Source organism: Erwinia sp. AC075 (genome assembly GCF_979253995.1).
The window spans coordinates 4,987,785-5,012,489 of sequence record NZ_CEEDEU010000001.1; the positions used below are offsets into that span (position 1 = coordinate 4,987,785).

A 24,705-nucleotide genomic window follows, 5' to 3' on the forward strand; every position below is an offset into this window, starting at 1 on the left:
GGTTTACTTAAACCCCGAGGCAGAGTAAGTTTGAATAAATAATAGATTACGGCAGTAATCGACGTGAATTCTGGCTTCTTCAAACCCCCTGGGGAGTTATGCTCAATCTCATTGCACGACAACAGCTTAAAAATTTGCTCCCCGTTGGCATGGTGGCGACAAAATCCTGGCTGCTCGCTCAGGGAATTAACCTTCATTTTCTTGATAATGCGGTTAAGAGCAGGACACTACTGCCACTCACGCCGGGTGTCTATGCACGAGAAGAAAAGCCGCAGCACTGGAAAGGCGTCGTTGCATCGCTTCAACGCATGCGCGACGAACCGGTCTGTGTCGGAGCATTTAGCGCACTGGAGATAGAAGGTTTGGTGCATTATCAAGCCAGAGGAAGCACACCCCACATTCACCTGTTCTCTGCGTCCCCGTTACCTGCCTGGTTACACAAAATTGACATTGATGCCAAATTCGAATGGCGTGGAGTACAACGGCTCTGGCCTTCATCGGTGACAGAAAACCCAAAGTATTTTCGTGAAGATAGCTGGCGGGAGTCGCTGCCGACCTTATGCTATTCCGGGCCTGAAAAAGCTTTTCTTGAACTGCTGGCAGACGTACCTAAAAGCATTAGCGTTGAACATGCCGATCAACTTATGCAGGGCCTGACAACATTATCACCGCGTAAGTTAGATCTGCTGCTGCAAGCAAGTTCCAGTATCAAGGTGAAACGTCTTTTTCTGTGGTTGGCCAACCGACACCAGCATGCCTGGCTTAAATATCTGGATCCAGAACGATATGAGCTTGGTACGGGAAAGCGAGAAATCGCAAAGGGAGGGCGGCTGGACAAGACGTGGCAGATAACGGTACCCAGAGAGATGTAAATCGATATGGACAGGCAAAGCATTTACCATAAGCAGGTCCAGCTGTTACTTCAACTGATCCCCTTCATCGCCAGACATGACTGTTTTGCATTGAAAGGCGGCACCGCAATAAATCTGTTTGTACGCAATCTTCCTCGCTTATCCGTAGATATCGATTTGGTGTTTTTGCCCGTGCTGGAGCGCGAAGAATCGTTAATGCAGATAAAAATAGCATTGGACGCTATTGCGCAAGCGGCAACAAGTGCACTGCCGGAGTGTAAGGTGAGCAAGTCCTATGAAGATAAAAATGATGCTTTGCGGCTGTTGGTTGAGCGTGCAGGAATACTGATCAAAATTGAACTGTCACCGGTGTTGAGGGGAACCGTCTATCAGCCACATGTCCAGCCTGTCTGTGAAGCCGTTGAAGATGAGTTCGGCTTTGCAGAAATGTCCGTAGTCGCTTTCGCCGATCTTTATGCGGGCAAAATTTGCGCTGCGCTTGACCGCCAGCATCCCAGAGATTTGTTCGATGTTAAGTTCTTGCTGGATAACGAGGGAGTGACAGAGTCGCTACGCAAAGCCTTGCTGGTGTATATCATCAGCCATCCCCGGCCGATTACTGAATTACTTCAGCCACATTTTAAAGAGATATCCGGGCTTTACGCAGGTGAGTTTAGAAATATGGCAGAAGTAGATGTTACGTTAAATGAGCTTGAGGATGTGCGAAAAGATCTTGTCGAATGTATAAACAGGTCTCTTTCCCGGGCTGAACGTGATTTTTTGATATCGTTTAAAAAAGGCTCCCCGGACTGGCAATTGCTTGGATTGCCCGGGGTTGACCAGTTACCCGCCGTACGTTGGAAGCTGCATAACCTCGCCAACATGAACAAGGCTAAACATGCCGAAGCTTTGACTCTTCTCCGGCATGTTTTGCATCTTTAAGCATATTGAACCTATCGGTGCCCGACCGCTCCAGCTGAGGAGAAATCTTGCAGCTTAAAATCATCTGCATTGAAAGCCTTCCGTTCAGGAAGGCGTCAGTTGCTTACCAGCGCTGATGAACCCACGGGGCAATTTTGTTTTGATAAAGGGTTTTCAACGCCAGCATAGTGTCGTCGGACAGGTCGGCGAGAGCGCTTGCTTGCGCATTGGTTTCTGACTGGGCTTTATTTTTAGAGCCGGGAATGATCACCGAGACATTTTCATTCATCAGGATCCAACGCAGCGCGAATGTTGCCATGCTGGTGTCACCCGGCAGCAAGCGACGGATATCTTCCACGGCATCCAGCGCCACATCGTATGGCACGCCCGCAAAGGTCTCGCCTTTATCAAACTGCTCGCCATTACGGTTGAAGGTGCGGTGATCGTCGGCTGCGAACGCGGTGTCAGCGGTCATTTTGCCTGTCAGCACGCCGGACGCCAGCGGGACGCGGGCAATGATAGCGACATCCCGGCGTTTGGCCTCATGAAGCAGAAGCTCGGCAGGGCGCTGCCTGAAAATGTTGTAAATCAGCTGGATGGAAGACACATTCGGGTATTCAAGCGCCTTCAGGCCTTCTTCGACTTTTTCGACAGAAACCCCGTAGCTGCGAATTTTGCCGGAGTCAATCATTTCATCCATCACCGCGAAAACTTCAGGGGTGTAATAGATCTCGGTTGGAGGGCAGTGCAGCTGGACTAAATCCAGCGTCTCGGTTTGCAGGTTATCGCGGGAACGATCGACAAAGTCATTAAGGTTTTTTTCGCTGTAGCCGGATGCGACATGCGGTGAAAGGCGACGCCCCAGTTTGGTCGCCACGAACGGGCGATCTCCCCCTCGTTCATTTAGCACTTCGGCGATGATTTTTTCGGAACGGCCATCACCGTAAACGTCAGCGGTGTCGATAAACGTCATCCCGGCATCCAGCGCCGCATTCAATGCACCTTTCGCATCTTCCATGCTGACTTCACCCCAGGTGCCGCCGATGGCCCAGGCGCCAAAACCGATTTCGGAAACACGCTGGCCCGTTTTACCAAGAATTCTGTTCTTCATGAAAACTTCCTTTTGAGGGTGCCGACAGCTTACGCACCGATTGTTCAAACTGAGTAGGGAACGTTTAACAGAGCTTAGCGTTTACGGGCAATGAGATCCCATGCTAAAAGATGCATGCTATTCATTGAATCAGTTAATGGTATTCATCATGAAAATGGAACGTGTTGATTTTGCCGATCTGCAGGCCTTCCTGGTGGTACTGCGCTGCCGAAGTTTCAAGCTTGCCGCCATCGAACTTGGCCTCTCTTCTTCCGCCATAAGCCATGCCATACGCCGGGTGGAAACCCGACTCGATGCACGGCTTTTAAACCGGACCAGTCGCTCGGTCTCACCCACGGCGCTTGGGCTGGAGGTAGCTGAGAAGCTCTCCGAGGGTTTTGATGTCATTTCGTCCGCGCTGGATACCGTCAACGCGCCTGGCCGCAGTCGTTTCGGCGTATTGCGGCTCAATGTTTTTGCCGATGCTGCCGCGCAGTTAATCGTGCCGGCGCTGAAGGCGTTTGCTGAACAGTGGCCAGACGTCAGGCTGACGGTGGTTGTCGAGGACAGGCCGGTCGATATTACCTCTGAAGGCTTTGATGCCGGCATGCGATACGGGCATCTGGTGCCCGAGGATATGGTTGCCGTCGCCTTGACCGATACGCAGCGTTGGATCGTGGTCGGCTCGCCGGAGTATGTGAAGCGTCATGGCGTGCCAACCACCCCGGCTGAATTATCAGAACATAACTGTCTGCAACTGCTTCTTGGCAATAACGCCAGTTTCCGCTGGGAGTTTGATGGGGCTGACGGTGTTTACAGCATGAGTGTGCCGGGTGCTATCACCTTGAAAGATACCTCAACCACTATCGCCGCCGCCATCGACGGGATTGGCCTCGCCTATGTGCTGGAGTCGCGGGTGGATGCTGAGCTTGCCAGCGGGTCGCTGATCAACGTGCTGCCGAGCCATGCATGTCAGGGTGAGCCGTTTCACATGTACTACAGCAGCCGTCGCTATGTTCATCCAGCCTTACGGGAGCTTATTAATATCATTCGCAGGAATAACGGATTACAGACGTTGCCCGATTTGCCGGATAAGGATCCGGCGAAGGAAAGCTGAGGGTTTTGACAGTCGCCGGCAGTGCTTGCTCACTCATGCCCGCTCTGCAACGCCCAGACGGCGGCTTCGACGCGGGACTTGAGCTTCATCTTTTTCAGCAGATGCTTAACGTGAACCTTTACCGTGCTTTCGGTGATCGACAGCTTGCGGGCGATGGCTTTATTGGTCATGCCCTGGCTGATCAGCTTGAGGATATCGCGCTCGCGGCGGGTGAGCTGTTCGATGTCCCGCTCGTCGGAAGGGCGGTTTTCCCGCAGGCTGGCGACCAGCACATTGGTCAGCGTTTCACTGAGCACCATTTGCCCGGCGGCGGCCTGATGCAGCGATTTCAGCAACTGTTCCGGCTCCATATCCTTTAGCAGATAGCCATCGGCACCGCGCTTCAGCGCATTCACCACGTCATCTTCATGATCCGACACGCTGAACACCACGATGCGGCCAGAGAGCTCGATGGTGCGCAGTTGCACCAGCGTATCCAGCCCGTTCATGCCCGGCATATTTAAGTCCAGCAGGATCAGGTCCGGATCCAGTTCCCCCGCCAGTTCGACGCCGAGCGTGCCGTTGCCCGCTTCGGCAACCACCTGCAACCGCTCGTCCAGCGCGATCAGCTGCTTCACCCCGTTGCGCAGCATCGGATGATCGTCAATCAGTAATATGGTGGCGGCTTCTTCTTTCACGGTGGTGTCCTTTGGGTCAGTGCTGTTACAGGCCAGACTGGCCGGGCCTGAGCGTTATTCTACGTATCCCGGGGATTATCCCTATACCACTTAATGGGTAACACCAAATTTCCAAATCTGTTCAGAAATTGATTATAGCGTAGCAGTAATGTTTTAAAGCTGAGGATTTACAGCAGGTTAATTAATCCCCCTCATCTACCTCTTTTGGAGTCTGGCGCTGAAAACGCGCAGTAACTACCTGTCGTCTGGTTGATTTGCATCAACCTGAATCAGCAGAGCGATCAGCAGGATGTGCGTTAAATCTTCCTGTCACTGAGAACACTATGTCGCTTACACCTTCTACTCCCTCAACCAAAGGCGGAACGGTCATTCAGGACTGGCAGCCTGAAAATGCCGAATTCTGGCAGCAATACGGCAAACGCATCGCCAGCCGTAACCTGTGGATTTCGGTGTTCTGCCTGCTGCTGGCGTTCTGCGTCTGGATGCTGTTCAGCGCCATTACCGTCAATCTGAACAAGGTGGGGTTTAACTTCACCACCGAACAACTGTTTTTGCTGACCGCACTCCCGTCCGTGGCCTGCGCTTTGCTGCGTGTGCCTTACTCGTTTGTGATCCCCATTTTTGGTGGCCGCCGCTGGACGGCGTTCAGTACCGGCATCCTGCTGGTCCCCTGCCTGTGGCTCGGGTTTGCGGTGCAGGACACCCAGACCTCGTTCTCCACCTTTATGATTATCGCCCTGCTGTGCGGCTGTGCCGGAGCCAACTTCGCCTCCAGCATGGGCAATATCAGCTTCTTCTTCCCGAAAGCGAAACAGGGCAGCGCGCTGGGAATTAATGGCGGCCTGGGCAATCTCGGCGTCAGCGTGATGCAATTCTTCGCCCCGCTGGCCATCTCCTTCGGCATCTTCAGTTTCTTTGGCGGAGGTTCGCAGGTGGCTGCCACCGGCGAGGTGATCTGGCTGGAAAACGCCGCCTGGCTGTGGGTACCGTTCCTGGTAATTGGCACCCTGTTGGCCTGGTTTGGCATGAACGATTTGGCCTCCTCGAAATCCTCGTTGCGTGAGCAGCTGCCGGTGCTTAAACGCGGCCATCTGTGGATTATGGCGGTGCTGTATCTGGCGACCTTCGGCTCTTTTATTGGCTTCTCGGCGGGCTTTGCCATGCTCTCCAAAACCCAGTTCCCGGACATCGTGATCCTCAAGTACGCCTTCTTTGGCCCGTTCCTTGGCGCGTTGGCCCGCTCCGTCGGCGGCATGCTGTCCGATAAATTCGGTGGCGTGCGCGTCACGCTGATCAATTTTGTGGTGATGACCGTCTTCAGCGGACTGCTGTTTATGACGCTGCCTGCGGGCGACCATCCGGGATCGTTTATCGCCTTCTACAGCGTGTTTATGGTGCTGTTTATCAATGCCGGTCTGGGCAGCGGGTCAACCTTCCAGATGATCGCGGTTATTTTCCGCAAAAATACCCTTGAGCGGGTGAAAGCGCAGGGCGGCAGCGACGAACTGGCGCAGCATGAAGCGGTAACCGAAACCTCCGCAGCGCTGGGCTTTATCTCCGCCATTGGTGCCGCAGGCGGCTTCTTTATCCCGCAGATGTTTGGCATGTCACTGGCGATGAGCGGATCCCCCGCCGGCGCAATGAAAGTCTTCCTCGGTTTCTACCTGCTCTGCGTGGTGATCACCTGGGCGGTCTACGGCCGTAAGAAAGTCGGCTAGCGGTTATTCGGTCCGTTTCGGCAATGTCGAGGCGGACCGCAAGCCACTACTCCCTCTGCGCCGGGCAGGCGTAACGGGCAGCGGAAAGGGGATGCGAAGCGTATTTTTATGGAACAATTTCAGACAAATACGCGCTTTTCACCGCCTCCTCCTTTAGTGGTATTCCGACTAAAACCCTCGGGTTTAGCCTCTGTTTCTGTTGATCGCCATCAATCTGCCCCTTCGGGGGCAACAGTACTCTGCCCGCAGATTAAGCAATGTCGTCGCTCCACACCTAACAATATCAGGCCTTCAGGAGAATTCCGGATGAGCAAGTTTCTTGACCGGTTCCGCTATTTCAAACAGCTAGCCGAACCTTTTTCTGGCAAACATGGCCAGACCCTCAACGCCAACCGTGACTGGGAAGACGGCTATCGCAGCCGCTGGCAGCACGATAAAATCGTCCGCTCGACCCACGGCGTGAACTGCACCGGTTCCTGTAGCTGGAAGATTTACGTCAAAAATGGCCTGGTCACCTGGGAAACTCAGCAGACCGACTATCCGCGCACCCGCCCGGATTTGCCAAACCACGAACCGCGCGGCTGCCCGCGTGGTGCCAGTTACTCCTGGTATCTTTACAGCGCCAATCGCCTGAAATACCCGTTAATGCGCAAAAAGCTGATCGCCCTTTGGCGTGAAGCGAAGCTGCAGCACAGCGATCCGGTCGAGGCCTGGGGTTCCATCATCAGCGATGCGGAAAAAGCCAAAAGCTATAAGATTGCCCGTGGACGCGGCGGTTTTGTTCGCTCCAGCTGGCAGGAAGTGAACGAGCTGATTGCCGCCTCGAACGTCTATACCGCGAAAACCTTCGGCCCGGATCGCATCGTTGGCTTCTCGCCGATCCCGGCGATGTCGATGGTCTCTTATGCCGCTGGCGCCCGTTATTTGTCGCTGATTGGCGGCGTGTGCCTGAGCTTCTACGACTGGTATTGCGACCTGCCGCCCGCGTCGCCAATGACCTGGGGTGAGCAGACCGACGTGCCGGAATCGGCTGACTGGTATAACTCGTCCTACATCATTGCCTGGGGCTCAAACGTGCCTCAGACCCGCACGCCGGATGCGCACTTCTTCACCGAAGTTCGCTATAAGGGCACCAAAACCGTCGCGATCACGCCGGATTATGCCGAAGTGGCCAAGCTCTGTGACCAGTGGCTGAACCCGAAACAGGGCACCGATAGCGCGATGGCGCTGGCTATGGGCCACGTGATGCTGAAAGAGTTCCACCTCGATCGTGAAGTGGGCTATTTCCGCGATTACGTTCGCCGCTATAGCGATATGCCGATGCTGGTGCTGCTTGAGCCGCGTGAAGGCGGATTCTATGCCGCCGGACGTCAGCTGCGTGCCAGCGATCTGGTCGATGGTCTGGGCCAGCAAAACAACCCCGAGTGGAAAACCATTGCCATCAATGAAGCGGATGGCGAGCTGGTGGCCCCGCAGGGGTCGATTGGTTTCCGCTGGGGTGAGCAGGGCAAATGGAATCTGGAATCGCGCGAAGGCAAAGGCCAGCAGGAGGTTGAACTGCAGCTCAGCCTGCTCGGTAAGCATGACGAGGTGGTTGAGGTCGGCTTCCCGTACTTTGGGGGCATCACCAGCGAGAACTTCAACAGCGTCGCGCTGGAAGAGATCCTGTTGCACAAGCTGCCGGTCAAGCGCCTGACCCTGGCCGACGGCAGTGAAGCGCTGGTAACCAGCGTCTACGATTTGACCCTGGCCAACTACGGCCTGGAACGCGGGTTGGGCGATGCCAACTGCGCGCAGAATTACGATGAGGTCAAAGCCTACAGCCCGGCATGGGCAGAGCAGATCACCGGCGTGTCGCGCCAGAACATCATCCGTATTGCCCGTGAGTTTGCCGAAAACGCAGAGAAAACCCGTGGCCGCTCGATGATCATCGTCGGTGCCGGGATGAACCACTGGTATCACATGGACATGAACTACCGTGGCCTGATCAATATGCTGGTGTTCTGCGGCTGCGTCGGACAAAGCGGTGGCGGCTGGGCGCACTACGTGGGCCAGGAAAAACTGCGGCCGCAGACCGGCTGGACGCCGCTGGCCTTTGCGCTGGACTGGCAACGTCCGCCTCGCCATATGAACAGCACCTCGTTCTTCTATAACCACTCCAGCCAGTGGCGCTACGAGTCGGTCACCACCGAAGAGCTGCTGTCGCCGCTGGCGGATAAAAGCCGTTACAGCGGCAGCCTGATTGACTTCAACGTGCGCTCCGAACGCATGGGCTGGCTGCCGTCCGCGCCGCAGCTCAACGTGAATCCGCTGCACATTGCCGCTAAGGCCGACGCAGCCGGCATGTCGCCGGTGGATTACACCGTCGACAGCCTGAAGCAGGGCACGTTGCGCTTTGCGGCGGAACAGCCGGACAGTCCGCAAAACTTCCCAAGGAACCTGTTCGTCTGGCGTTCCAACCTGCTGGGCTCCTCCGGCAAAGGGCATGAGTACATGCTGAAATATTTACTCGGCACCGAAAACGGCATTCAGGGGAAAGACCTCGGCCGTCAGGGCGGCGTGATGCCGGAAGAGGTGGAATGGCAGGATAACGGTGGTGAAGGCAAGCTCGACCTGGTGGTGACCCTGGATTTCCGCATGTCCAGCACCTGCCTTTATTCCGATATCGTGTTGCCGACCGCCACATGGTATGAAAAAGACGACATGAATACCTCGGATATGCATCCGTTTATTCATCCGCTGTCGGCGGCGGTCGATCCGGCCTGGGAGTCGAAAAGCGACTGGGAAATCTACAAAGGCATCGCCAAAACCTTCTCAGAGCTGTGTGTCGGCCATCTTGGGGTGGAAACCGATGTGGTCACGCTGCCGGTGCAGCATGATTCCCCGGCCGAACTGGCGCAGCCGTTTGAGGTGAAGGACTGGAAAAAAGGCCAGTGCGCGCTGATCCCAGGCAAAACCGCGCCGCACATCATTGCGGTAGAACGTGACTACCCGGCCACCTGGGAGCGTTTCACCTCGCTGGGGCCGCTGCTCGATAAGCTGGGCAACGGCGGCAAAGGCATCAGCTGGAATACCCAGACCGAAGTCGACTTCCTGAAGCAGCTTAACTACGTCAAGGCGGACGGCCCTGCCGCCGGTCGGCCAAATATCGACAGCGCGATTGATGCAGCGGAAGTGATCCTCTCGCTGGCACCGGAAACCAACGGCCAGGTGGCCGTCAAGGCCTGGCAGGCGCTGAGCAAAATCACCGGCCGCGACCACACGCATCTGGCGCTGAATAAAGAAGACGAGAAGATCCGCTTCCGCGATATTCAGGCGCAGCCACGCAAAATTATCTCCAGCCCGACCTGGTCAGGCCTGGAAGATGAGCATGTGTCGTATAACGCCTGCTACACCAACGTTCATGAGCTGATCCCCTGGCGCACGCTGAGCGGCCGTCAGCAGCTGTATCAGGATCATGAGTGGATGCGTGCCTTCGGCGAAAGCCTGCTGGTGTACCGTCCGCCAATCGATACCCGTGCCGCGAAGCCGTTCCTCAACCAGAAGCCTAACGGCAATCCGGAGAAGGCGCTGAACTTCCTGACGCCGCACCAGAAATGGGGCATTCACTCCACCTACAGCGACAACCTGTTGATGCTGACGCTGTCGCGCGGCGGGCCGATTGTGTGGATGAGTGAGGACGATGCCCGCGAGCTGGGCATTGAGGATAACGACTGGATTGAAGCCTTTAACGCCAACGGCGCGCTGACGGCCCGCGCGGTGGTCAGCCAGCGTATTCCGGCTGGGATGACCATGATGTACCACGCCCAGGAGCGCATCGTGAATATTCCCGGTTCGGAAATCACCAGCCAGCGCGGAGGCATTCATAACTCGGTCACGCGGACCTGTCCGAAGCCGACCCATATGATTGGCGGCTACGCGCAGCAGTCCTACGGCTTCAACTATTACGGCACCGTCGGCTCGAACCGTGACGAGTTCGTGGTGGTGAGAAAAATGAATCACGTTAACTGGTTAGACGGTGAGGGCACCGACGATTGCCAGGGCAGCCAGCAGGAGAAACAGCCATGAAAATTCGTTCGCAAGTCGGCATGGTGCTGAACCTCGACAAATGCATCGGATGCCACACCTGTTCGGTGACCTGTAAAAACGTCTGGACCAGCCGTGAAGGCATGGAATATGCCTGGTTCAACAACGTCGAGAGCAAGCCGGGCGTGGGCTATCCCCATGCCTGGGAAGATCAGGAGAAGTGGAAGGGCGGCTGGATCCGTAAAATCAACGGCAGGCTGGAGCCACGCATGGGCAGCCGCGTCGGGCTGCTGTCGAAAATCTTCGCCAACCCGCACGTGCCGGAGCTGGATGACTATTACGAGCCGTTTGATTATGACTATCAGAATTTGCATACCGCGCCAGCGGGCAAGCATCAGCCGATAGCCCGTCCGCGCTCGCTGATCACCGGCAAGCGGATGAAGAAGATCGAAAACGGCCCGAACTGGGAAGAGATCCTCGGCGGCGAATTCTCGAAACGCTCCGCCGATCAGAACTTTAATAACATCCAGAAAGCGATGTACGGCCAGTTTGAAAACACCTTCATGATGTATCTGCCGCGCCTGTGTGAACACTGCCTGAATCCGGCCTGCGTGGCGACCTGTCCCAGCGGCGCCATTTATAAGCGCGGCGAAGACGGCATCGTGCTGATCGATCAGGACAAATGCCGCGGCTGGCGGATGTGCCTGACCGGCTGCCCGTACAAAAAAATCTACTTCAACTGGAAAAGCGGCAAGTCGGAGAAGTGCATCTTCTGCTATCCGCGCATTGAAGCGGGTCAGCCCACCGTCTGTTCAGAAACCTGCGTCGGCCGCATTCGTTATCTCGGCGTGCTGCTGTATGACGCCGATCGCATCGAACAGGCGGCCTCAGCGGAGAACGAGCAGGATCTCTACCAGCGTCAGCTGGATATTTTCCTCGACCCGAACGATCCGGCGGTGATTGAACAGGCGCTGGCAGACGGCATCCCAAACAGTGTGATTGAGGCCGCGCAACGGTCGCCGGTGTGGAAAATGGCGATGGACTGGAAGCTGGCGCTGCCGCTGCACCCGGAATACCGCACCTTACCGATGGTCTGGTATGTGCCGCCCTTATCGCCGATCCAGTCGGTTGCTGATGCCGGTGAACTTGGCCACAGCGGCGTGCTGCCGGATGTGGAAAGCCTGCGTATTCCGGTGCAGTACCTGGCGAACCTGCTGACGGCGGGGGATACCGCGCCGGTGTTGCTGGCGCTGAAGCGGATGCTGGCGATGCGTCATTACAAGCGCGCCGAAACCGTCGACGGCGAAGTGGATACCCGCGCGCTGGAGCAGGTTGGGCTGACGGAAGCGCAGGCGCAAGAGATGTACCGTTACCTGGCGATCGCCAACTACGAAGACCGTTTCGTGGTGCCCTCCAGCCACCGTGAGCTGGCGCGTGAAGCCTTCCCGGAAAGCAAAGGCTGTGGCTTTAGCTTTGGCGACGGTTGCCACGGCAGCGACAGCAAGTTCAATTTGTTTAACAGCCGCCGCATTGATGCGATAGATGTGGGCCGCAAAACGCCACCGCAGGAGGATCGGTCATGATCAGCTTACGTGTTATTGGCCGACTGATGGATTACCCGGAACAGGCGCTGTTCGATCACGCTGCCGAGCTGGTGGACGCGCTGCAAAGCGCGGCTGAGCTGGATGCGGATAGCCGTGCGCCGCTGGTGCAGTTTATCCACGACTTCTGCGCCCGTCCGCTGCTGGACGTGCAGGCGGAGTACTGCGAGCTGTTCGATCGTGGCCGCGCTACTTCGCTACTGCTGTTCGAACATGTGCACGGCGAATCCCGCGATCGTGGTCAGGCGATGGTCGATCTGCTGGATCAGTATCGTGCCGACGGTCTGGAGCTGGATTGCAAAGAGCTGCCGGACTTCCTGCCGCTGTACCTGGAGTATCTGGGCAACGGCTCAGTGCAGCGGGCACGCGGCGGATTACAGGATATCGCGCCGATTCTGGCGCTGCTGGCGGCACGTCTTCAGCAGCGCGAAAGCCCGTATGCGCGGTTATTTGACGCGCTGCTGTCGCTGTCCGGCAGCGGTGTGCAGGCCGACGCCCTGCAAAGCCAGGTGGCAAGCGAAGCCCGCGATGATACGCCAGCCGCGCTGGATGCGGTGTGGGAAGAGGAGCAGGTGAAGTTCCTCGGCGAGCAGGGCTGCGCCTCTGCGCAACAGGCCACGCATCAGCGTCGCTTTGCTGGCGCGGTCAAGCCTCAGTATCTGGACGTGGCGCAGGCCACGCCACGTTCCTCAGGACACTAATCATGCACTATTTATCGCAGTTCTTTTTCGACATCTATCCCTATATTGCCGGCGCGGTTTTCCTGATCGGCAGCTGGTTACGCTACGATTATGGCCAGTACAGCTGGCGTGCAGGCTCCAGCCAGATGCTGGATAAAAAAGGCATGCGTCTGGCCTCGAACCTGTTCCATATCGGCATTATGGGCATCTTCTTTGGCCATATTGTCGGCATGTTAACGCCGCACTGGATGTACCAAGCGTTCCTGCCGATTGACGTTAAGCAGAAGCTGGCGATGATCGCCGGCGGCATTTGCGGGCTGTTAACGCTGGTGGGCGGCGGGCTGTTGCTGAAGCGTCGTCTGACCAATCCCCGCGTGCGGGCCACCAGCAGCGTGGGCGATATCCTGATCCTGACGTTGCTGGTGGTGCAGGTTTGTCTGGGATTACTGACCATCCCGTTCTCGGCCCAGCATATGGACGGCAGCGAGATGATGAAGCTGGTGGCCTGGGCGCAGGCGGTGGTTACCTTCCACGGCGGGGCTTCTCAGCATCTTGAGGGCGTGGCGGTGATTTTCCGCCTGCATATGGTGCTGGGGATGACGCTGTTCCTGCTGTTCCCGTTCTGCCGCCTGGTGCATATCTGGAGCGCGCCGGTCGAGTATCTCACCCGCCGCTATCAGATTGTGCGTAACCGCCGTTAACTTTTTAGCGAGCGGAGTATTGCAAGGCCAGGGCTAATCCCCTGGCCTTTTTTATCCCCGACCGAAAATTTCAATCACCGCATCCAGATGATCCTTCATCGCTTTTTTCGCTGCACGCGGATCGCGCGCGCGCAGGGCTTGCAGGATCGCCAGATGTTCGGTTTCAGAGCGATGCGGCATATCCTGCGGGGTGTAATGCTGTTGCAGGCTGCGGAACATGCTGCCGTAACGGTGTCCTAACAGATGGGCGATGATAAAGGCATAGGCCGGATTGCCGCTGGCCTGCGCAATGCGGATATGAAACAGCCGATCGCCGGGATGCGTCGCCGACCCTTGCCGGTTATCGCGGCAGTTCTGCTCATAAGCCTGCTCAATCAACGCAAGTTCGTCTTCTGACGCATGGCGTGCGGCCAGCGCGGCGGTTTCGGGTTCAATCAACCGGCGGGTTTGCAGCAGCGAAAACGGCGGCAGTTCGGCGCTGAAATCCAGCTGGATATCCAGTTCATCATCCACATCGGCCCACTGATCGCGGCCAGCCTGCATCATCACCGGCTCTTCCGACGCGACGGTGCCGGGATGGCAAACAATCACTCCGTTGCCGACGCGCACATCCACCAGGCCAATCACTTCTAACGCGATTAACGCTTCCCGCACCGACGCGCGGCTGACCTGCAGCTGACTGGCAAGATCGCGCTCGGCGGGAAGCTTGCTGCCAGGCGGAAATTCACCGCTGGCAATAAGCTGTTTCAGCTGATCGGCAATCTGGCGGTAAATTCTTAGATTTTCTAATTTTTTTATCGGCATGGCTCACCAGGCAGTTTTTCAGTTAAGCGATTCAGCCAGCATTTTGCAGAAATACGGCTTGCTGGAATGTTTTTAACATGTGAAAAATTGGTTAAATAAATAGCGCGTTTTACGGCTGAATATGCCCTGAATCATAGCAAAAGGGCACCGCTTAAAACGTTTTTTTTCACCGTTAATGGCCTGACCATTAGTCCTTTAATCAGCGGGAACCGTTATGGATCTTCAGGGTAAGAAAGTGCTGATCACCGCCGCAGGGCAGGGAATTGGCTTTAATACCGCGCAACTGTTTGCCGATTCGGGCGCGGAGGTGATCGCCACCGATATCAATATTGCCCGCCTGCAGGAACTGCCCGGCGTCACCGGCAGGGTGCTGGACGTGACCGATGCGCAGGCCATTCACGCGCTGGCGGAAGAACTTGGCAGCATCGATGTGCTGTTTAACTGCGCAGGCGTGGTGCACAGCGGCGATATCCTCAGCTGCACGGAACAGCAGTGGCAGTTTGCCCTCGACCTGAACGTCACCGCCATGTTCCACACCGTGCGGGCGTTTTTGCCCGGCATGCTGGCGCAGCAAAAGGGCTCGATTATCAATATGTCTTCCGTCGCGTCCAGCGTGAAGGGCGTGCCAAACCGTTTTGCTTACAGCGCCTCGAAAGCGGCGGTGATTGGCCTGACGCGGTCGGTGGCGGCGGATTATGTCGGGCGCGGTATTCGCTGTAATGCCATTTGTCCGGGCACGGTGGAATCGCCGTCGCTGCGGCAGCGCATTGCTGAACAGGCTAAAGCCGAAGGGCGCAGCGAAGCCGACGTTTATCAGGCGTTTGTCTCGCGCCAGCCGATAGGGCGCATTGGCAAAACCGAAGAGATCGCCCAGCTGGCGCTGTATCTGGCCTCGGATGCCAGCGCCTACACCACCGGCGCGATCCACATTATTGATGGCGGCTGGAGTAACTGATCGCCGCCCTATTTTTGACAGGAGGAAGGATGAAATTATTACGTTACGGTCAGCCAGGCGCAGAGCGTCCGGCACTGGTTGATGCCCAGGGCAACCTGCGCGATCTCTCCGAGGTGATTGACGATCTGGCCGGCAGCGCCTTGTCGCCCGCTTCACTGGACAAGCTGCGTCAGCTGAATGTCGACGCGCTGCCGAAAGTGGCTGGCACGCCGCGCATCGGCGCCTGCGTTGGCAATGTCGGCAAATTTATCTGCATCGGCCTTAACTACGCCGACCATGCGGCGGAAACCGGGGCGGAAATCCCCAACGAGCCGGTGATCTTCAGCAAATGGACCAGCGCCATTGTCGGTCCGAACGATGCGATTGAGATCCCGCGCGACTCGGTAAAAACCGACTGGGAAGTGGAGCTGGGCGTGGTGATTGGCAAAGGCGGTCGCTACATCAGCGAAGCCGATGCACTGTCCCACGTTGCAGGCTACTGCGTGATTAACGACGTTTCCGAACGTGAATTCCAGATTGAGCGTGGCGGCACCTGGGACAAAGGCAAAGGCTGCGATACCTTCGGTCCGCTAGGACCCTGGCTGGTGACCACCGATGAAATCCCCGATGCCAATCAGCTCAGCATGTGGCTGGAAGTGGACGGCAAGCGCTATCAGAACGGCAATACCAACACCATGATTTTTAAGGTGCCGGAAATCATCAGCTACCTGAGCCGCTTTATGAGCCTGCATCCGGGCGATGTGATTTCTACCGGTACGCCGCCGGGAGTGGGAATGGGGCAGAAACCGCCGGTCTACCTGCGTGCCGGCCAGCAGATCCGCCTCGGTATTGAGGGGCTGGGTGAACAGCGCCAGACAACCATTCAGGCTTAGGCCGGTTCAGTAAAGGACGCATTTATGACCACGATTACTGCCCTGCGCGTTGAAGATATCCGCTTCCCGACCTCGTTGTCACTGGATGGATCGGACGCGATGAACCCGGACCCGGACTATTCCGCCGCGTACGTGATTTTAGAGACCGACACCCCGTCACTGAGCGGCCACGGGCTGACCTTTACCATTGGCCGGGGAAATGAAATTTGCTGCGCCGCAATCCATGCGCTGCAGCATCTGGTGGTCGGGCGCGATCTGGCCACCATCGCCGCAGATATGGGCGCGTTCTGGCGATCCTTTACCAGCGACAGCCAGCTGCGCTGGATTGGCCCGGACAAAGGCGCGATCCACCTGGCTACCGGCGCGGTGATCAACGCGGTGTGGGATTTGTGGAGTAAGGCCGAAGGCAAACCGCTGTGGCGGCTGGTGGCCGAGATGTCACCGGAAGAGCTGGTGCGCTGTGTGGATTTCCGTTACATCACCGACTGCATCACGCCGGAGGAAGCGCTGGTGCTACTGCGTCAGCGGGCGGACAACAAAGATCAGCGGCTGCAAACGCTGCTGGCTGACGGCTATCCCTGCTACACCACGTCAGCCGGCTGGCTGGGCTATCCCGATGACAAGCTGCGACGCTTGTGTCAGGAAGCGGTGGATGCCGGCTTTGATTACCTGAAGCTGAAGGTCGGGCGTGATCTGGAAGATGACATTCGCCGGGTGACCATCGCCCGCGAAGTGATCGGCCCGGATCGCAAACTGATGATCGACGCGAACCAGGTGTGGGAAACCAATGAAGCCATTCCCTGGGTGAACAAGCTGGCGTTTGCCAATCCGTGGTTTATCGAAGAGCCGACCAGCCCGGACGACATCGAAGGCCATCGCCGCATCCGGGAAGGTATCGCGCCGGTCAAAGTGGCCACCGGCGAAATGTGCCAGAACCGCATTATGTTCAAACAGTTCATCATGCGCGGGGCGATCGATGTGGTGCAGATCGATGCCTGCCGGATGGGTGGCGTCAACGAGATCCTCGCGGTGATGCTGATGGCGGCGAAATACGATCTGCCGGTGTGTCCGCATGCCGGCGGCGTCGGGCTGTGCGAATACGTCCAGCATCTGTCGATGATCGACTATCTGTGCATTGCCGGCACCCACGAAGGCCGGGTGATTGAGTTTGTCGATCATCTGCACGAGCACTTTGTTCATCCCTGTGTGATCAAAGGGGCTGCCTATATGCCGCCAGAACATCCCGGATTCTCGATCGAAATGTTCCCGGCCTCGATTGAACAATACCGCTTTCGCGCGCTGGAACCGGCCTGATGACGCTGCGGATTGATGCGCACCAGCACTTCTGGCGCTACCAGCCGCAGGAGTATGGCTGGATCGGTGACGGGATGGCGCGGCTAAAGCAGGATTTCCTGCCACGGCAGCTGGCGCCTGAACTGTTGGCACAGGGCATTGACGGCAGCGTGCTGGTGCAGGCCCGGCAAAGCCTGCAGGAGACGCGCGGGTTGCTGGATCTGGCCGGACGTTCCCCCGAGGTGAAGGCGGTGGTCGGTTGGATCGATCTCCAGCAGGGCGATCTCACGCCTCAGCTGGCGGAATGTGAACATCGTGTGGTACTGCGCGGCTTCCGCCATCAGATCCAGGACGAGGCCAATCCGGCAGGTTGGATGGCACAGCCATCGGTACAGTTGGCGATGCAGCAGCTGCAGCGCAAAGAGTACGTCTGGGATCTGCTGGTCACACACCGGCATCTGGCCGAGGCGACGGCGTTTGCGGCCCGTCACGATGGTCATCTGATGGTGCTGGATCACCTGGGCAAACCGGATCTGGCGGCCGGTGCCAAAAGCTGGGCCAGGCAGATCGCCCCGCTGGCAGCGTTACCGCATGTCAGCTGCAAACTGTCCGGCCTGCTGACCGAACCCCGCCCGGCGGGCTATGGCATTGACGATCTGCTGCCGTTTATCGATGCGGCCCTCGAGGCGTTTGGCAGCGACCGGGTGCTGGCCGGATCGGACTGGCCGGTCTGCCTGCTGGCGGGCGAGTATGCCGATGCCTGGCAGCTTATTCAGCGCGCCATCGTGCCGTTATCGGCCAGCGAGCAGGACGCCATTTCAGGCGGCAATGCCTGCCGAATCTATCGAATAGAGGACGTTGAAGTATGAATCTTCATCTGCAAAAAAAAGTGGTGATCGTGACCGGCGGCGGCTCCGGCATTGGCGCGGCTATCTCGCTGACGCTGGCCGAAGAAGGGGCGATCCCGGTGATTGTCAGCAACAGCGAACCGTCCGCTGAGCTGATGCAACGGCTACACCAGCATCAGCCAGAGGCGTTTTTCGTGCTGGCGGAATTACAGGAGGAATCCAGCTGCATTCAGGCGGTGGAACGCGTCACTCAACAATGTGGCCGCATTGACGGGCTGGTGAATAACGCCGGCGTCAATGACAGCGTGGGTCTGGAAGCCGGACGGGAAGCCTTTGTGCGCTCGCTGGAAAAGAACCTGATCCATTACTACCTGATGGCGCATTTGTGTCTGGATCATCTGCGAGCCAGCCAGGGCGCCATCGTCAATATCAGCTCGAAGACCGCGCTGACCGGACAGGGAAACACCAGCGGCTATGCCTCGGCAAAAGGCGGCGTGCTGGCGCTGACGCGGGAATGGGCCGCCTCATTGCTCAGTGACGGGATCCGCGTCAATGCGGTTATCCCGGCAGAGGTGATGACGCCGCTGTACGAACGCTGGATCAAGAGCTTCGACCAGCCGGAGGAAAAGCTGAAGCAAATTACCCGCCATATTCCGCTTGGCAAGCGGATGACCACGCCGCAGGAAATCGCCGACACCGTGGTCTTTTTGCTGTCGTCGCGTGCCTCGCACACCACCGGGCAATGGCTGACGGTGGACGGCGGCTATTCCCATCTGGACAGGGCGCTGACATGACCGGGAACCGACGTTACTGCCAGGCGCTGGACCTGGCTGACGATCCGCAGCTGATTGCGGAATATCGCCAGTATCACCAGCAGATCTGGCCGGAGATTGCACAACATCTGCGGCGCTACGGCATCGCCGATATGGAAATTTATCTGCTGGGCACCCGGCTGGTGATGGTGATGGAAACCACGCCAGACTTCGACGCTGAGCGGTTCGCACAGTTTAGTGAGCAGGACGCGAAAGTCAGGGAATGGGAGGCGCTGATGTGGACTTATCAGCGGCCAACGCCCTGGACGCCCGCCGGAGAAAAATGGGTGGCGATGGAACGGATCTTCTCTCTGCAGGAGCAGAACTAAGTTAATCAACGGGTTCTCTTCTGACCCTCATCTCTTCACTGCCGGTGTTTTTCGCTGTACTGGCCACAGCTACCGAGGAACGAAACATGTTAGTCAATAAAACGACTGCGCCGGCTTATCGCGAGCGACAAGCGGCAACCAGCTATCGGCTGGCCTTTATTATGGTCACCGTCCTGTTTTTTATGTGGGGACTCTCCTACGGCTTGCTCGACGTGCTGAATAAGCATTTCCAGGAGGTGTTGCACGTTAACAAAGCCCAGTCGGGCCTGTTGCAGGCGGCCTACTTCGGCGCGTACTTTGTGGTGGCGTTACCGGCGGGATTCTTTATGGATCGCTTCGGTTACAAGGCCGGTGTGCTGGTGGGGCTGTGCCTGTATGCGCTGGGTGCGCTGCTGTTTGTTCCTGCCGCTTCAGCCGGCAGTTTTGAGATGTTCCTGCTGGCGCTGTTTGTCATCGCGCTGGGGTTAGGCTGTCTGGAAACGGCGGCCAACCCTTACGCCACGGTGCTGGGCGATCCGGCTGGCGCGGAACGTCGCCTGAATCTGTCACAATCGTTTAATGGCCTGGGGCAGTTTGTCGGCCCGGTGATCGGCGGCTCGCTGTTCTTCTCTGCCACGCAGGGCACCACCACCGATGGCCTGGCGTCAGTGAAAACCACCTACGTGGCGATTGCGGCGTTAGTGCTGGTGATTGCCTTTGTCTTTGGCCGCACCCGTCTGCCGGACATTCGCGCGCAGGAAGAAGAGCAGAGCAGCGGCGATGAAAAAAGCCTGTGGCAGCATGGCCACTTTACCGGCGGGGTGATTGCTCAGTTCTTTTATGTCGCCGCGCAGGTGGGCGTCGGTGCCTTCTTTATTAACTACGTTACCGAGCACTGGGCGAACCTCTCTAACCAGAACGCCTCTTACCTGCTGTCGGTGGGGATGGTCAGCTTTATGATTGGCCGCTTCTTCAGCACCTGGCTGATGGGACGCGTTCGTCCGGCGACGCTGCTGGTGGCGTATGCCGCCATCAACATTGTGCTGTGCGCCATCGTGGTGTCGGGGATTGAAACGCTGTCGGTGATTGCGCTGGTGGCGGTGTTCTTCTTTATGTCGATCATGTTCCCGACGCTGTTCGCGATGGGGGTGAAAAACATGGGCAAACAGACTAAACGCGCCAGTTCGCTGATGATTATGGCGATTGTCGGTGGCGCGATTATGCCGTATCTGATGGGCGCGATGGCGGACCGCTACAGCACCGCAACCGCCTACAGCCTGCCTCTGCTGTGCTTTGCCGTAGTGCTGGTATATGCCGTGCGCCAGCGGGCGAAAGCCTGACGGGTCTTCTCTGAATATTCCGCTCTCTCCGGGCAGCCGCTGGCTGCCCTTTCTTTACATAACATCTGCTTTTCTTCTCGCCAGCCAATGCTTTACCATGGCGTTACTCTTTCGCATCGCACTTATGGATATTCAATGCGTTCTCTGGCCACACTTCTTCCTGCACTGCTGTTACTGACCGCCTGTAGTAGCCATAAACCACCACAGAACGTTGAACCGCAGGGCAACCCCTTTGGCGGCGGCTTCAAGCTGGACCCCGCGCACAACACCACGCCACTGATGGGCGATTTTGCCAACAATCCGGCCACCGAGCGCTTTATCGATAAAATGGTGCGCGAACACGGTTTCCAGCGTCAGCAGCTGCATGATGTGCTGGCGCAGGCCAATAACCTGAACTGGGTTATCCGCCTGATGGATCGCCAGGCGCCGATTTCGCAGGGACCGACCGGGCCAAACGGCGCGTGGATCCGCTACCGGGCCAAGTTTATTACCCCGTCCAACGTGCAAAACGGCGTGATGTTCTGGAACCAGTATCAGGATGCGTTGCAGCGTGCTTATCAAACCTACGGCGTGCCGCCGGAAATTATCGTCGGCATTATTGGCGTCGAAACCCGCTGGGGCCGCGTGATGGGCAAAACCCGCATTATCGATGCGCTCTCAACGCTGGCGTTTAACTATCCGCGTCGGGCCGACTTCTTTAGCGCGGAGCTGGAAACCTTCCTGCTGATGGCCAGGGAAGAGGGTGATGACCCGCTGGATCTGCGCGGCTCTTACGCCGGTGCGATGGGCTACGGCCAGTTTATGCCGTCCTCCTTTAAAAGCTATGCCGTCGATTTCAATGGCGATGGGCACATCAACCTGTGGGATCCGGTGGATGCCATCGGCAGCGTGGCGCACTACTTTAACGCCCATGGCTGGGTGAAAAATGGCACCGTGGCCGTGCCAGCGACCGGTCCCGACACCACCTGGGAAACCGGCTTCAAAACCCGTTATTCCGTCTCGTCGCTGGCCGCTGGCGGCTTCCGTCCGCAGCTGAAGCTGGACGGCAATCAGCAGGTCAGCCTGTTGCGCTTTGATATGGGTACCAGCTACCAATACTGGTTTGGCTTGCCAAACTTCTATGCCATCACCCGCTATAACCACAGCAATCACTATGCGATGGCGGTGTGGCAACTGGGTCTGGCGGTGAAGGACGCGCGCTAAACCTTAGCGCTGCGTGTCTGAGGAAAGACCTGCAAACCCCTGCAGGTCTTCTTCCAGCGAGGAGCGGATATGCTGGCGGGTCATCGCTTCAGCCCGATCCTCATCGCCGGTAATCAGCGCATCATGCAGTGCCTGATGCCCACTGACCAGCGGCTCACGCTGCGGCCAGTGGCCTTCTGACCAGCGATACAGCCACTCCATTTTATCCTGTAACTGCTTGTGCCTGCGGTTGAGATGCCCGTGACCCGTCGCGTCCACCAGCGTGCGATGGTAGCGAAGATCGGCCTCGACGCGGCTGTCCATATCACCCTTCTCCGCCTTTGCCAGGCCGTCAAAAGCCTGGTTCAGTTTCTGACGGCTTAGCGGCGTGCGGCGGCTGACGTAAATTCTGGCCGCCAGACATTCCAGCGCTTCCCGCAGCGTGTAGATTTCCCAGATGATTTCGGCGTTTAACGGCGCCACATGGCAGCTGAGATAAGGCGAACGCACCACCAGTTCCTGCGCTTCCAGCGCAAACAGCGCCGAGCGAACGGTGCCGCGACCCACGCCCATCTGCTGCGCCAGCGCAATCTCGGTCAGCACTTCGCCGGGCTGCAAGCGGCCATGGACAATCTCCCGTCGAAGCCAGTCGATGGCGTTATCCTGCAAACTCTTGCGTACGATGGGATCCTGTTTATCCATGACGAAACCTTAAAAGTTGCGCTGGAAATGGCTGCTGACAAAGGCCCGGCAGCGGTCGGAGTTCGGGTTGGAAAAGACCTGCTCTGGCGGGCCTTCTTCTTCAACCCGACCCTGATGAAGAAAGATCGCCTTATTCGACACTTCACGGGCAAAGCCCATTTCGTGGGTGACGATAATCATGGTGCGGCCTTCTTCAGCCAGGTCGCGGATCACTTTTAATACGTCACCGACCAGCTCGGGATCGAGGGCTGACGTCGGCTCATCGAACAGGATCGCTTTCGGGTGCTGCGCCAGCGCGCGGGCAATGGCAATACGCTGTTGCTGACCGCCAGAAAGGTGAGCAGGCCAGGCATCCCTCTTCGCCGACAGCCCGACCTTTTCCAGCAGGGCTTCCGCTTCTTCGATGCACTCTTTTTTATTGCGCTTTTGCACATGCACCGGCGCTTCAATGATGTTTTGCAGCACGGTGCGGTGCGGCCACAGATTAAAGCTCTGGAAAACAAAACCGAGCTGCTGACGGATATTGCGCACCGCGGTTTGTTGCGCGTTGGTCAGCGTGCCGTCGCTACCGGTCAGGGTGATTTTTTCGTTGGCGACCTGAATTTCGCCGCCCTGGGGCACTTCCAGAAAAGGAATGCAGCGCAGCAGGGTACTTTTGCCCGAGCCGCTGGCGCCAATCAGCGAAATCACATCGCCGTCGTTGGCGGTCAGGCTGACATCATGCAGCACTTCATGCTGGTCAAAACTCTTCTTTATATTACGCAGTGTCAGCGTGGGTGTGCTCATGCTCTGGCTCCGAACTTATCGGGTGAAAGATATTTCTCAAACAGGGAGAGACCCTTGGTGACGATCAGCGAGATGGCGAGGTAAATCACCGCCGCACTGATAAACACTTCCAGCGCCCGGTAGGTGGATGAGACCTCGGCGTTGGCAATCCCGGTGACGTCCATCAGGCTGATGGTGCTGACCAGCGACGTCGACTTGGCCATCGAAATCACTTCATTACTGTAGGCCGGTAAGGCCTGACGGACGGCAATCGGTAGCGTGATCCGCTTGAGGATGGTGAATTTGGACATGCCGCACACCCTCGCGGCTTCAATAGCCCCGGCCGGCACGGCGCGAATGCCGCCTCTGAGAATTTCAGAGGTGTAGGCCGCGTCATTGAGGATCAGGGCCAGCAGCCCGCACCAGTAAGGATCGCGCAGGAACGGCCAGAGAAAGCTGTGGCGAATGGCGCTGATGTTGCCCAGGCCGTAATAGATCATAAAAATCTGAATCAGCAACGGCGTGCCGCGGAACAGAAAAACGTAGCTGCGTGCGACATAACTGCCCGCACGCGTGGCGCGCAGTAAGTTGAGAGTCAGCGCCAGCAAACCGCCACCCAACAGCGACAGCACCGCCAGGTTTAAGGTCAGCGGCAGGCCGGCTAACAGCTTCAGAAAGGTCTCTTGTATAAAGGTGATGTCCATGCCCGTGCCCTTAAAGCTGGTGGTAATTCTGACCGCGCAAAGACCATTTCTCAGCCTGACGGATCACAAACTCAGAGACGGTGGTGATCAGCAAATAAATCACTGCGCCAACGGCAAAGAAGAAGAAGGGCATCTGCGTCGAGCCGGAAGCCACCTGCACCTGATTCATGGTTTCGACCAGGCCGGTCACCGACACCAGCGCCGACTCTTTAATTGCCGACTGCCACTGATTGCCCAGTCCGGGGATGGCGGTGGTCAGCGCCTGCGGGACGATCACCCGCCGGAACATCAGCCATTTTCCCATGCCGACCACCGTGGCGGCTTCCAGCGTGCCTTTGGGGATGCTGTGATAAGAGCCACGGAACACTTCAGCCTGTCCGGCACCCGAAATCAGCCCGATCGCCAGCGCGCCCGCGACAAAGCCGCTGATATCAAACGGCCCCTGCATGCCCAGTGCGTGACCAAAGAAGGCCAGCACCTGACGACCGCCAAAGTAGAAGATATAGATGACGATCAGGTCAGGAATACCGCGTAACACCACGGTATAGCCTTCCGCCAGTCGCCGCATCCAGCGGTTGCCGCCAATCTTCGCCCAGGCCACCAGGCTGCCAATCACCGATCCCAGCAAAAAAGCGCAGAGCGACACGGATACCGTCACGCCAGCGGCTTTCAGCAGCACGGGGCCCCATCCGTCGGGGCCAAAACTCAGAAGTTGCCAGTCAATACCCATCAGGAACT

At 57.5% G+C, this 24,705-nt stretch carries 23 protein-coding genes; 16 read left to right on the plus strand and 7 right to left on the minus strand.

Annotated elements, in window-relative coordinates:
- The first annotated feature begins 98 nt into the window (after positions 1-98).
- Together AC0IXH_RS23130 and AC0IXH_RS23135 are read left to right on the plus strand one after the other, a co-directional pair.
- Complete coding sequence (locus tag AC0IXH_RS23130) at positions 99-872, plus strand: type IV toxin-antitoxin system AbiEi family antitoxin (protein ID WP_013203526.1); 774 nt, start codon at positions 99-101, stop codon at positions 870-872.
- Between the two features lie 6 nt (positions 873-878).
- The gene (locus AC0IXH_RS23135) at positions 879-1,793 is read left to right on the plus strand and encodes a nucleotidyl transferase AbiEii/AbiGii toxin family protein (RefSeq protein ID WP_471721079.1); all 915 of its coding nucleotides are present in this window, start codon (positions 879-881) and stop codon (positions 1,791-1,793) included.
- Positions 1,794-1,896: 103 nt separating this feature from the next.
- On the opposite strand, the gene AC0IXH_RS23140 is transcribed toward AC0IXH_RS23135, so the two are convergent.
- Positions 1,897-2,883, minus strand: a complete 987-nt coding sequence (locus tag AC0IXH_RS23140) for an aldo/keto reductase (protein WP_471721080.1) — start codon at positions 2,881-2,883, stop codon at positions 1,897-1,899.
- Positions 2,884-3,031: 148 nt separating this feature from the next.
- On the opposite strand from AC0IXH_RS23140, the gene AC0IXH_RS23145 reads away from it, so the two are divergent.
- Positions 3,032-3,979, plus strand: a complete 948-nt coding sequence (locus AC0IXH_RS23145; RefSeq protein ID WP_197535583.1) for a LysR family transcriptional regulator — start codon at positions 3,032-3,034, stop codon at positions 3,977-3,979.
- A gap of 29 nt (positions 3,980-4,008) precedes the next feature.
- On the opposite strand, the gene narL is transcribed toward AC0IXH_RS23145, so the two are convergent.
- Entirely contained in the window at positions 4,009-4,656 is a 648-nt protein-coding gene (narL, locus tag AC0IXH_RS23150; RefSeq protein WP_471721081.1) for a two-component system response regulator NarL, read from the minus strand.
- A gap of 323 nt (positions 4,657-4,979) precedes the next feature.
- Here narL and AC0IXH_RS23155 point away from each other — a divergent pair, with 323 nt between their 5' ends.
- The 5 genes from AC0IXH_RS23155 to narI all read left to right on the plus strand — a co-directional run bounded on the left by AC0IXH_RS23155 (position 4,980) and on the right by narI (position 13,382).
- Complete coding sequence (locus AC0IXH_RS23155; RefSeq protein ID WP_471721082.1) at positions 4,980-6,374, plus strand: NarK family nitrate/nitrite MFS transporter; 1,395 nt, start codon at positions 4,980-4,982, stop codon at positions 6,372-6,374.
- Between the two features lie 306 nt (positions 6,375-6,680).
- On the plus strand, positions 6,681-10,442 hold the full coding sequence (locus tag AC0IXH_RS23160; protein ID WP_471721083.1) for a nitrate reductase subunit alpha: 3,762 nt from the start codon (positions 6,681-6,683) through the stop codon (positions 10,440-10,442).
- Positions 10,439-11,983: a nitrate reductase subunit beta gene (gene narH / locus AC0IXH_RS23165; RefSeq protein WP_013203519.1), complete on the plus strand. Its 1,545-nt coding sequence runs from the start codon at positions 10,439-10,441 to the stop codon at positions 11,981-11,983. Before AC0IXH_RS23160 ends, narH begins: the two co-directional genes overlap by 4 nt.
- Positions 11,980-12,702, plus strand: a complete 723-nt coding sequence (gene narJ / locus AC0IXH_RS23170; RefSeq protein ID WP_346599224.1) for a nitrate reductase molybdenum cofactor assembly chaperone — start codon at positions 11,980-11,982, stop codon at positions 12,700-12,702. Before narH ends, narJ begins: the two co-directional genes overlap by 4 nt.
- Positions 12,703-12,704: 2 nt before the next feature.
- Entirely contained in the window at positions 12,705-13,382 is a 678-nt protein-coding gene (gene narI, locus AC0IXH_RS23175) for a respiratory nitrate reductase subunit gamma (protein ID WP_013203517.1), read from the plus strand.
- Between the two features lie 51 nt (positions 13,383-13,433).
- On the opposite strand, the gene AC0IXH_RS23180 is transcribed toward narI, so the two are convergent.
- Positions 13,434-14,186, minus strand: coding sequence for a FadR/GntR family transcriptional regulator (locus AC0IXH_RS23180; protein ID WP_471721084.1), 753 nt, complete (start codon positions 14,184-14,186; stop codon positions 13,434-13,436).
- A 214-nt stretch (positions 14,187-14,400) separates the two neighbouring features.
- On the opposite strand from AC0IXH_RS23180, the gene AC0IXH_RS23185 reads away from it, so the two are divergent.
- The 8 genes from AC0IXH_RS23185 (at position 14,401) to mltB (ending at position 21,817) form a co-directional block, all read left to right on the plus strand.
- Positions 14,401-15,141, plus strand: a complete 741-nt coding sequence (locus AC0IXH_RS23185) for an SDR family oxidoreductase (RefSeq protein WP_151036718.1) — start codon at positions 14,401-14,403, stop codon at positions 15,139-15,141.
- 29 nt (positions 15,142-15,170) lie between these two features.
- On the plus strand, positions 15,171-16,013 hold the full coding sequence (locus tag AC0IXH_RS23190; RefSeq protein ID WP_471721085.1) for a fumarylacetoacetate hydrolase family protein: 843 nt from the start codon (positions 15,171-15,173) through the stop codon (positions 16,011-16,013).
- Between the two features lie 24 nt (positions 16,014-16,037).
- Positions 16,038-17,327 carry an L-fuconate dehydratase gene (locus AC0IXH_RS23195; RefSeq protein WP_471721086.1) on the plus strand — a complete coding sequence of 430 codons (1,290 nt, stop codon included), beginning with the start codon at positions 16,038-16,040 and terminating at the stop codon, positions 17,325-17,327.
- Positions 17,327-18,175 carry an amidohydrolase family protein gene (locus tag AC0IXH_RS23200; protein WP_471721087.1) on the plus strand — a complete coding sequence of 283 codons (849 nt, stop codon included), beginning with the start codon at positions 17,327-17,329 and terminating at the stop codon, positions 18,173-18,175. The genes AC0IXH_RS23195 and AC0IXH_RS23200 overlap by 1 nt, the downstream gene beginning before the upstream one ends.
- On the plus strand, positions 18,172-18,948 hold the full coding sequence (locus AC0IXH_RS23205) for an L-fucose dehydrogenase (protein WP_471721088.1): 777 nt from the start codon (positions 18,172-18,174) through the stop codon (positions 18,946-18,948). The genes AC0IXH_RS23200 and AC0IXH_RS23205 overlap by 4 nt, the downstream gene beginning before the upstream one ends.
- Complete coding sequence (locus AC0IXH_RS23210; RefSeq protein ID WP_105760038.1) at positions 18,945-19,295, plus strand: L-rhamnose mutarotase; 351 nt, start codon at positions 18,945-18,947, stop codon at positions 19,293-19,295. Before AC0IXH_RS23205 ends, AC0IXH_RS23210 begins: the two co-directional genes overlap by 4 nt.
- 86 nt (positions 19,296-19,381) lie before the next feature.
- Positions 19,382-20,614, plus strand: a complete 1,233-nt coding sequence (gene fucP / locus AC0IXH_RS23215) for an L-fucose:H+ symporter permease (RefSeq protein WP_053143899.1) — start codon at positions 19,382-19,384, stop codon at positions 20,612-20,614.
- A 135-nt stretch (positions 20,615-20,749) separates the two neighbouring features.
- Positions 20,750-21,817, plus strand: a complete 1,068-nt coding sequence (gene mltB / locus AC0IXH_RS23220; protein ID WP_346567031.1) for a lytic murein transglycosylase B — start codon at positions 20,750-20,752, stop codon at positions 21,815-21,817.
- Between the two features lie 3 nt (positions 21,818-21,820).
- On the opposite strand, the gene AC0IXH_RS23225 is transcribed toward mltB, so the two are convergent.
- From AC0IXH_RS23225 to AC0IXH_RS23240, 4 genes are read right to left on the minus strand one after another with little or no spacing between them, the layout of a single operon-like run.
- Positions 21,821-22,498 (minus strand): GntR family transcriptional regulator, encoded by a 678-nt coding sequence (locus AC0IXH_RS23225; RefSeq protein WP_346595673.1) that lies wholly within the window; start codon positions 22,496-22,498, stop codon positions 21,821-21,823.
- 9 nt (positions 22,499-22,507) lie between these two features.
- A complete protein-coding gene (locus AC0IXH_RS23230) occupies positions 22,508-23,284 on the minus strand; it encodes an ABC transporter ATP-binding protein (RefSeq protein WP_105760034.1) in 777 nt (258 codons plus the stop codon).
- Entirely contained in the window at positions 23,281-23,967 is a 687-nt protein-coding gene (locus AC0IXH_RS23235; protein WP_013203505.1) for an ABC transporter permease, read from the minus strand. Before AC0IXH_RS23235 ends, AC0IXH_RS23230 begins: the two co-directional genes overlap by 4 nt.
- Positions 23,968-23,977: 10 nt before the next feature.
- On the minus strand, positions 23,978-24,697 hold the full coding sequence (locus AC0IXH_RS23240; RefSeq protein WP_013203504.1) for an ABC transporter permease: 720 nt from the start codon (positions 24,695-24,697) through the stop codon (positions 23,978-23,980).
- Positions 24,698-24,705: the final 8 nt, after the last annotated feature.